Genomic DNA, 9,758 nt, shown 5'->3' with positions numbered 1-9,758 from the left:
GACGGCCAGATCGGCCAGGCCGCCTACAGCGCCTCCAAGGGCGGCATTGTCGGCATGACCTTGCCGATCGCCCGCGACCTGGCTCGCAACGGCATCCGCAACATGACGATTGCCCCCGGCATCTTCGGCACGCCCATGATGTTCGGCATGCCCCAGGAAGTGCAGGATTCGCTGGCCGCCTCCGTGCCCTTCCCCAGCCGCCTGGGCACGCCGCAGGACTACGCCAAACTCGCGCAGCACATCTTTGAAAACGACATGCTCAACGGCGAGGTGATCCGCCTGGACGGCGCCATCCGCCTGGCGCCGCGCTAAGCCCCTCCCGCATGCTATCGTATTGATAGCTTCTCGCGCCCGACCCGCCTGGGCTGAAGGCCGATCTGACTGTAAAACCAGCCAGGTCGGCCTTTTTTCTGCTGCTTGCAAAATCACCCGCCCCACCCGGCCTGACCCTGCAGCGCCACACGGGGCTTGGGTTTACCATGACCATCCCCCACTGGAGAAGCCATGAAAACCGTCGCCCCTGCGTTCAGTTCCAAGCGAGCCGCTGTCCTGTCTCCGCTTTCCGGCCTGGCCCTGGCCGCCGCCCTGCTGGTGGCCGGCTGCGCCACGGCACCGCCCTTCGCCTACAGCGTGCCGGCGCAGCCTGAAGGCACGTCCGGCTACACCGAAAAACCCGGCTGGGCGAACGCGAGTTTTGCCGTCGCCGCGGCCAACCCGCTGGCCACCGATGCCGGCTACCAGGTGCTCAAGGCCGGCGGCTCGGCGATCGATGCGGCCATCGCCGTCCAGATGGTGCTCGCACTGGTCGAGCCGCAATCGAGCGGCATAGGCGGCGGCGCGTTTTTGCTGCATGCCAGCGGCAGCAAAGTCGAGGCGTTTGACGGCCGCGAAACCGCACCGGCTGCGGCCGACGACAAACTCTTTGTCGGCGCCGACGGCAAACCCATGACCTTCATCGACGGTGTGGTCGGCGGCCGCTCGGTCGGCGTGCCGGGCACGGTGCGCATGCTGGAGATGGCGCACAGGCAGCACGGCAAGCTGCCCTGGGCGCAGCTGTTCGTGCCGGCCATCACGCTGGCCGAGGGCGGCTTCAAGGTCAGCGCGCGCCTGGCCACCCTGCTGAAAACCGAGCAACACCTGAAAAAAGACCCGGTCGCCGCCGCCTACTTTTACCAGCCCAATGGCGAGCCGCTGGCCGCCGGCAGCCTGCTGCGCAACCAGCCGCTCGCCGATGTCCTGAAAAAAATCGCCACCGGCGGCTCCAGAGCCCTGCTCGAAGGCGACGTCGCCCAGGCCATCGTGACCAAGGTGCAAAGCCACCCGACCAACCCCGGCAAGCTGAGCCTGGCTGACCTGGCCGGCTACCAGGCCAAAAAACGCGAGCCGATCTGCCACGACTACCGGGCGCAGGCGCGCGACTACCGCATCTGCGGCATGCCGCCGCCAAGCTCGGGTGCGATTGCGGTCGGGCAGATTCTCGGCATCCTGAACAACACGCCCGCAGCGACGCTGGCTCTGGACACCGGCATGGGCGGCACGGCAGGCGCGGCCCCGTCGGCCGACTGGCTGCACCTGTACACCGAGGCTTCACGCCTGGCTTTTGCCGACCGCGCGCAGTACCTGGCCGACCCCGATTTTGTGCAGCCGCCGGGCGGCAGCTGGATGAGCCTGCTGGACCCCGCCTACCTGGCCGACCGCGCCAGGCTGATCGCCGCGCAACCCGGCGGGCAAAGCATGAAGGTCGCCAAGCCCGGCCTGCCCGGCGGCATGAAAAGCGCCTACGCGCCCATGACCGAGCAGCCCGAATACGGCACCTCACACATCAGCATCGTCGATGCCTACGGCAACGCGATTGCCATGACCACCACGATCGAAGACGCCTTCGGCGCGCGCCAGATGGTCAAAGGTTTCCTGCTGAACAACGAGCTGACCGATTTCAGCTTCGCACCGACAGACGCCAGCGGCGCCCCGGTGGCCAACCGCGTGCAGCCGGGCAAACGGCCACGCTCGTCGATGGCGCCCACGCTGGTGTTCGACAAGGCCACCGGCCAGCTCGTGATGAGCGGCGGCAGCCCGGGCGGCGCGCTGATCATCCACTACACCGCCAAGACGATCTATGGCGTGCTCAACTGGGGCCAGATGCCGCAGCAGGCCATCAACCTGCCCAACTTCGGCTCGCTCAACGGCCCGACCCTGCTGGAAGAAAAACGCTTTGCACCGGCCACCGTCGACGCGCTGAAAGCCCGCGGCCATGAAGTGCGCGAGATGACCATGACCAGCGGCCTGCAGGCGATCACCCGCGGCCAGGCGCACGGCAAGCCGCTGTGGCTGGGCGGCGCGGACCCGCGCCGTGAAGGTGTGGTGATGGGAGACTGAGGTCCGGTTTTTGAGCAAAAAATGCCTGCAGCCATTGACTGGCGGGCGCAAGCCGCTATCAATCCGGTAGCATCTTGTCGCCGGACTCCACCCCTTCCACCTGCAAGGGGTTGACCGGTGCCGGCTCCGGCGGCTTGTCGATGCGTTCGTATTCGGAGATCACCTGCGCGCCCAGCAACAGCAGGGTCGCCGCGATCTCCAGGCTCAGCAGCACCACGATGGCGGTGGTCAGCGAGCCGTAAACCACATTGACCTGCGACAGCGTGCCGAAGTACCAGACCAGCAGGTGGCGGGTGACCTCCCACAGCAGCGCCGCCGTTACGCCGCCGATCAGCGCGTGCCGCCAGGACAGTTTGCCGACCGGCATCACCATGTAGACCGAGGTCAGCAGGAAAATCTCTCCGATCAGCCCCAGCAGGTAGAGCAGCAGACCCGACACGCCGCTGAGCGACCATTCGCGGCCCAGCACATCGACGCTTTCCTCACCCATGGCGCGCAGGCCGCCCGAGACCAGGGTCACCACCAGCAGCCCGGCGCCCAGGCTGACGATGTAGAAGTAAGGCAGCAGCGCCGAGACGATGAAGCGCCGGCGCCGCACCGCGATGCGATGCAAAAAGATCACCGACATCGCGTTTTCCAGCACGGTGAAGGCCAGCGAGCTGAAAAACAGCATGGTGACCAGCAGCACCCAGCCGATCACGCTGCGGTGCTCGAGAAAGGTCGCGAGTTCGGCCACCACGGCGCGTGACTGCATCGGCATCAGCCACTCGAGGTAACGGCCCAGGGTCTGCAGCAGCTCGGCCTGGTCGATCACATGCGACAGCGCGATGATCGCCAGGATCAGGAGCGGAACAATCGACAGCAGCGCGTAATAGGCCACCGCACCGGCCAGCAGCAGGCCCTGGTTGGCGCGAAAGCCCTTGAGCACCCGCCAGGCAAAGGCCGCGGGGTTGGCCAGCACGTGGGCGGCCTGGTGGCCGAGGATCTGCATGCCTGCCCTGTCAGACGTCGATGGCTGCCGCCGAGCCGGCCAGCTTGCGCAGCTCGAACTTCTGGATCTTGCCGGTGCTGGTCTTGGGCAGTTCGCCGAACACCACCGCACGCGGCACCTTGAAGCCGGCCAGGTGTTTCTTGCAGTGCACCACGATGTCCTCCTTGGTCGCCGTCGCCCCGGCCTTGAGCTCGACAAAGGCGCAGGGGGTTTCGCCCCAGCGTTCGTCGGGCTTGGCCACCACGGCGGCGGCCAGCACGTCGGGGTGGCGGTAAAGCACGTCTTCGACCTCGATCGAGGAGATGTTTTCGCCGCCGGAGATGATCACGTCCTTGCTGCGGTCCTTGATCTTGATGTAGCCGTCGGGGTACATCACCGCGAGGTCGCCGCTGTGGAACCAGCCCCCGGCAAAAGCTTCATCGGTCGCTTTGGGATTTTTCAGATACCCCTTCATCGCAATATTGCCCCTGAACATGATCTCGCCCATGGTTTCGCCGTCTTGCGGCACCGGCTGCAGGGTCTGCGAATCGAGAACGCGCACATCGCGCTCCAGGTGATAACGCACGCCCTGCCGCGCGTTGAGGCGGGCGCGCTCACCGATGTCCAGCAACTCCCAGCCGTCCTGCGCGGCGCACACCGTCGCCGGGCCGTAGACTTCGGTCAGGCCGTAGACATGGGTCAGATCGAACCCCAGCGCCTCCATGCCCTCGATCATGGACGCCGGCGGCGCCGCACCGGCCACCATGGCCTTGACGCCGCGCGGCAGGCCGTGTTTCATGCTGTCGGGCGAGTTGACCAGCAGGCCGTGCACGATGGGCGCGCCGCAGTAGTGGGTCACGCCGTGCTGGCGGATCGCGTCGAAAATCGCCTGGGGCTCGACCCGGCGCAGGCAGACATTGACGCCGGCGCGTGCCGCCACCGTCCACGGAAAACACCAGCCGTTGCAGTGAAACATCGGCAGCGTCCAAAGGTACACCGCGTGTTTGGGCATGTCCCATTCGAGGATGTTGGACACCGCGTTGAGCGCCGCGCCGCGGTGGTGGTAGACCACGCCCTTGGGGTTGCCGGTGGTGCCGCTGGTGTAGTTCAGCGCAATCGCGTCCCACTCGTCGTCGGGCTGGCGCCAGGCAAAGCCCGCGTCGCCGCTGGCCAGGAACTCGTCGTAGAGCATGCTGCCGATGCGCTCGACCGGCCCGGTGTACATCGCGTCCTCGACGTCGATGACCAGCAGCGGCGCGCCCGACTGGCGCAGGGCCAGCGCCTTTTTCATCACGCCGGCGAACTCGGGATCGACGATGATCACCTTGGCCTCGCCGTGGTCCAGCATGAAGGCAATGGTTTCGGGGTCGAGCCGGGTGTTCAGCGCATTGAGCACTGCCCCGGTCACCGGAATGCCGAAGTGCGCCTCCACCATGGGCGGGGTGTTGGGCAGCATCACGGCCACCGTGTCGCCCTTGCCGATGCCGTGCCGCTGCAGCGCACTGGCCAGCTGCCGGCAGCGCGTGAAGACCTCGGCCCAGCTGCGGCGCAGGCCGCCATGCACCACCGCCAGCCGGTCCGGGTAAACCTCGGCGGTGCGCTCGATGAACGACAGCGGCGACAGCGCGGCGTAATTGGCCTCGTTGGGCGCCAAGTCCTGGTCAAAAATGCTGGGCATCAAAGTCTCCTCGGGGTTGGGCGGTCTGTACAGCCATGGTAGCCGCACCCCGGCACCCGGCCTTGACCCGCCTCGGACTGGGGCCATAGGCCGGTGCACCGCAAGTGGCCGGGCGGCCGGTTTGCGACTGGCCGTTTCGGGGCAAATCCGACGCTGAAGGCACAATACAGCCGTGGCCATTCCCCAATCATTCATCCAGGAACTGCTGGCGCGCGCCGACGTGGTGGACATCGTCGGGCGTTATGTACAGCTCAAAAAAGGCGGCGCCAATTTCATGGGGCTGTGCCCCTTCCACGGCGAAAAATCGCCCTCCTTCAGCGTGAGCCCGTCCAAGCAGTTCTACCACTGCTTCGGCTGCGGCAAAAACGGCAACGCCATCAGCTTTTTGATGGAGCACGGCGGCATGACCTTTGTCGAAGCCGTGAAGGACCTGGCCCAGCAGGTCGGCCTGCAGGTTCCCGAAGACGACGTTTCGCCGCAGGAGCGCGCCCGCGCCGCCCAGGCCCGCGAGCAGCAGGCCACGCTGACCAGCGTGCTCGAAAAAGCCGGCATCGCCTACATCAAGCACCTGCGCAACGCGCCGCGTGCCATCGACTACCTCAAGGGCCGCGGCCTGTCGGGCGAAATTGCCAAAACCTTCGGCCTTGGTTACGCGCCCGAAGGCTGGCGCGCGCTGGCCAGCATCTTCCCCGACTACAACGACCCGCTGCTGGTGGAAAGCGGCCTGGTCATCACCGGTGAGCCGGGTGAGGAAAACGCTCAGGGCGAAGCCAAGCGTTACGACCGCTTCCGCGACCGCATCATGTTTCCGATCCGCAACGTCAAGGGCGAATGCATCGGTTTCGGCGGGCGTGTGCTGGGCGACGAAAAACCGAAGTACCTGAACTCGCCGGAAACCCCGGTGTTCAGCAAGGGCCGCGAGCTCTACGGCCTGTTCGAGGCGCGCACCGCGCTGCGCGAACACGGCTACGCGCTGGTCACTGAGGGATACATGGACGTGGTGGCGCTGGCCCAGCTCGGTTTTGCCAACGCCGTGGCCACGCTGGGCACGGCCTGCACCGCCGACCATGTGCAAAAACTTTTCCGTTTCACCGATTCGGTGGTCTTCAGCTTTGACGGCGACAGCGCCGGCCGCCGGGCCGCGCGCAAGGCGCTGGACGCCGCCCTGCCCTTTGCCACCGACGTGCGCACCGTCAAGTTCCTGTTTCTGCCGGCCGAACACGACCCAGACAGCTACATCCGCGAACACGGCCAGGAAGGGTTTGCCGCCTATGTCGCCAAGGCCGTGCCGCTGAGCAAATTCATGCTCGACGCCGCCGGCGAAGGCTGCGACCTGGACACCGCCGAAGGCCGCGCCCACATGGCCAGCAATGCGCGCCCGCTGTGGAGCTTGCTGCCCGATGGCACGCTCAAGCACCAGTTGCTGGCCGAGATCGCCGACACGGTGCTGATCGACAGCCGCGAACTGCTGCAGATCTGGCAGCCGGCCGCGCCGCACTACAAAAACAGTAGCAGCTCGCGCATACAGGGCAAGGGCCAGCGGCCAAAACCGCCTGAATATGCCGACGCCGCTCCGCATTTCGCGGAGTTTTCCGGCAATTTCTCCGACCTGCACGATGAAGGCGCTTATGCCGCGTCGCTGCCCGCCCTGTCGGCGGCGGGTGGGTCCACCGGCCGCAGCTTCGGAGCCAAGCCAGGTGCCAGCCGCCCGCCGCGGCGTATCGCCGGGCGGGTGCTGCCGGCCGGCCGGGAAGACCGGGTGCTGCGGCTGATGCTGACCGATCCGCAAAGCTGGGACAAGCTCAGCGGGGAAGAACATGTGCTGCTGTCGGAGCTGCCGGCGCCGCACGGGCCGCTGTTTGTCTGGCTGGAGAGCCAGCTGCACGAACACGGCCCGCAGCCCTGGGCGGCCCTGCGCGAGGGCCTGCGCGAGCACCCGCATGAAAAACACGCGATTGACCAGATCGCCCAGCTCCACGAGGGCATCGAGTGCGACTGGAACGAGGTTCGCGCCATCCTGGACCAGCTCCTCAAGCTCAAACGCCAGCAGGAAATGGTCGATTTGCTGCCCCGGGTCCTGGCCGACCCCGCGGCCAGGCAGCGTTACGAAGAGTTGTCCGCCCTGCTGAAAAATAGCTGATTTGGCCTTTTTTGTTGCCCAAAAATGAGGCAACAGGGTATAATCCGATTTTTCGCTACGGCAAGCGCGACAGCAGCACCTCCGGTACCAGCCCCCCGCAAGAACGGGACCTCACAGGTTGAAGGGCCACCTCCCCGCAAGGACTGCACACCAAATGTTCGCCCAAACAACTTGCTGTGGAGCCTGACGGGCTTGAGACACCTCTCAAGTCCGACAGACTCCTGAATGCCCAGCCGTCCGGCGCGGGCATTTTTTGTGCCTGTAGCCCGACCGCTGTCGGGCGTCAGGAACCCAAGTCTGTTGAGGAAAGTTTCACACCGGGGGAGTTCGCCATGCCTGCTCAAAAGTCCAGCAAGACTGCCAAAACCGTGACCCAGCCCAAAGCCGCAGCCAAGGCTGCCGCCCGACCGGCGGTCAGGAAGACAGCCAACAACCAGCTTGAAAAACCCGGAAAACCCGCCATATCCAGACCAGTTCCTGGCAAAAAAGATGCAGCCAGCAAAGCGCCCCTGAAATCTGAAAAGCCTGTCAAGAAAGTGCCCCCTGTGCCGACCAAGTCTCCCGCCTCCACCGCCAAACCCGCTGCCAAAAAAGAAGCCGAGCTGAAGGTCACCCCGACCACAGCCGGCACCGACGTGCCCGTGAAAAAGAAACCCGGCCGCCCGCCGAAAAACCCCGCTGCCGCGGTGGAAGCCGGCGGCGCCAAGCGCGGCCGCAAGCCCAAGGTGGCCATCAAGGGTGAAGGCGACGAGGACATGTCCGACATCGAGGACGATCTGGTCGGCGAGCCGGTGGTGGAAACGACCGAAAAGGTCAAGCCGCTGCGCATGAAGATCAGCAAGGCCAAAGAACGCGCCTTGATGAAAGAATTCGGCCTGGACGAAACCGTCCTGTCCGAAGAAGACATGGCCAAGCGCCGTGCGCGCCTGAAGGCACTGATCAAGCTCGGCAAGACCCGCGGCTACCTGACCCACGGCGAAATTTCCGATCACCTGCCCGACAAGCTGATCGACGCCGAAACCCTGGACGCGGTGATCGTCACCCTGAACGACCTGGGTGTGGCCGTGTACGAGCAGACGCCTGACGCGGAAACCCTGCTGATCACCGCCAACGCGCCCGCCGGCTCCACCGAAGAAGAGGCCGAGGAAGCCGCCGAAGCCGCCCTGTCCACCGTGGACAGCGAGTTCGGCCGCACCACCGACCCGGTCCGCATGTACATGCGTGAAATGGGCACGGTCGAGCTGCTGACGCGCGAAGGCGAGATCGAGATCGCCAAGCGCATCGAAGGCGGCTTGATGAAGATGATGGAAGCCATCTCCGAAAGCCCGGCCACGATTGCCGAGATCCTGCGCCTGGGTGAAGACATCCGCGAAGGCAAGGTGGTCATCTCCACCGTGGTCGATGGTTTTTCCAACCCCAACGAAGCCGACGATTACGTGGCCGAGGAAGACTTTGACGAGTTCGACGAGGAAGACGACGACGACGGCAAGGGCGGCTCCAAGGCGCTGACCAAAAAGCTCGAAGAGCTGAAGAAGGAAGCGCTGAGCCGCTTCGACACCATCGCCTCCCTGTTCGAAAAAGTCCACAAGACCTACGACAAGGAAGGCTGGGGCACCCCCACCTATACCAAAGCGCAAAAAGCCCTGAGCGACGAGCTCATGACCGTGCGTTTCACCGCCAAGACGATTGAAAAACTGTGCGACCTGTTGCGCGGCCAGGTGCTGGACGTGCGCAAGAAAGAGCGTGAGCTGCGCCGCATCATCGTCGAGAAGTGCGGCATGCCGCAGGAAGTCTTCATCAAGGACTTCCCGCCCAACCTGCTGAACCTGAAATGGGTCGAGAAACAGGTGGCTTCCGGCAAGCCCTGGTCCGTCGTCATGGCGCGCAACATTCCGCCCATCCAGGAACTGCAGACCAAGCTCGGCGAGCTGCAGGCCCGCGTGGTCGTGCCGCTGGCCCAGCTCAAGGACATCAACAAGCGCATGAATGAAGGCGAGACCAACTCGCGCGACGCCAAGAAAGAGATGATCGAGGCCAACTTGCGCCTGGTGATCTCGATCGCCAAGAAATACACCAACCGCGGCCTGCAGTTCCTGGACCTGATCCAGGAGGGCAACATCGGCCTGATGAAAGCGGTCGACAAGTTCGAATACCGCCGCGGCTACAAGTTCTCGACCTACGCCACCTGGTGGATCCGCCAGGCGATCACGCGTTCGATCGCCGACCAGGCTCGCACCATCCGCATCCCGGTGCACATGATCGAAACCATCAACAAGATGAACCGCCTGTCGCGCCAGCACCTGCAGGAGTTCGGCTTCGAGCCCGACGCCAGCATCCTGGCCGAGAAGATGGAGATTCCCGAGGACAAGATCCGCAAGATCATGAAGATCGCCAAAGAGCCGATCTCGATGGAAACACCGATCGGCGACGACGACGATTCGCACCTCGGCGACTTCATCGAGGACAGCGCCAACACCGCACCGCTGGAAGCGGCGATGCAGGCCGGCCTGCGCGATGTGGTCAAGGACATTCTCGACAGCCTGACACCGCGCGAAGCCAAGGTGTTGCGCATGCGTTTCGGCATCGAGATGTCC

The 9,758-nt window shown here is 64.9% G+C and carries 7 protein-coding genes; 4 read left to right on the top strand and 3 right to left on the bottom strand.

Going from position 1 to position 9,758, the window contains the following annotated elements; all coding sequences use genetic code 11:
* Both PSV40_RS22785 and PSV40_RS22780 read left to right on the top strand, forming a co-directional pair.
* A partial coding sequence (locus PSV40_RS22785; protein ID WP_300542238.1) for an SDR family oxidoreductase occupies positions 1 to 312 on the top strand: 312 nt, incomplete at its 5' end.
* Positions 313 to 504: 192 nt separating this feature from the next.
* Entirely contained in the window at positions 505 to 2,376 is a 1,872-nt protein-coding gene (locus PSV40_RS22780; protein WP_300542237.1) for a gamma-glutamyltransferase family protein, read from the top strand.
* 58 nt (positions 2,377 to 2,434) lie between these two features.
* On the opposite strand, the gene PSV40_RS22775 is transcribed toward PSV40_RS22780, so the two are convergent.
* Both PSV40_RS22775 and PSV40_RS22770 read right to left on the bottom strand, forming a co-directional pair.
* Positions 2,435 to 3,367: a YihY/virulence factor BrkB family protein gene (locus PSV40_RS22775; RefSeq protein WP_300542236.1), complete on the bottom strand. Its 933-nt coding sequence runs from the start codon at positions 3,365 to 3,367 to the stop codon at positions 2,435 to 2,437.
* 10 nt (positions 3,368 to 3,377) lie between these two features.
* A complete protein-coding gene (locus PSV40_RS22770) occupies positions 3,378 to 5,024 on the bottom strand; it encodes an acyl-CoA synthetase (RefSeq protein ID WP_300542234.1) in 1,647 nt (548 codons plus the stop codon).
* Positions 5,025 to 5,196: 172 nt separating this feature from the next.
* Between PSV40_RS22770 and dnaG the strand changes: the two genes are divergently transcribed.
* The gene (gene dnaG / locus PSV40_RS22765) at positions 5,197 to 7,164 is read left to right on the top strand and encodes a DNA primase (protein WP_300542232.1); all 1,968 of its coding nucleotides are present in this window, start codon (positions 5,197 to 5,199) and stop codon (positions 7,162 to 7,164) included.
* Between the two features lie 340 nt (positions 7,165 to 7,504).
* Here the strand turns inward: dnaG and PSV40_RS22760 are convergent, their stop codons facing one another.
* Positions 7,505 to 7,696: a hypothetical protein gene (locus PSV40_RS22760; RefSeq protein WP_300542230.1), complete on the bottom strand. Its 192-nt coding sequence runs from the start codon at positions 7,694 to 7,696 to the stop codon at positions 7,505 to 7,507.
* 13 nt (positions 7,697 to 7,709) lie between these two features.
* Here PSV40_RS22760 and rpoD point away from each other — a divergent pair.
* Positions 7,710 to 9,758, top strand: a 2,049-nt coding sequence (gene rpoD / locus PSV40_RS22755) for an RNA polymerase sigma factor RpoD (protein WP_300542228.1), incomplete at its 3' end; no start/stop codon positions are given.

It is taken from the genome of Polaromonas sp. (assembly GCF_029945925.1).
Classification (GTDB): domain Bacteria; phylum Pseudomonadota; class Gammaproteobacteria; order Burkholderiales; family Burkholderiaceae_C; genus Polaromonas.
Note: the sequence above shows the minus strand (reverse complement) of the source record. Positions and strands in the feature narration are given on the sequence as shown.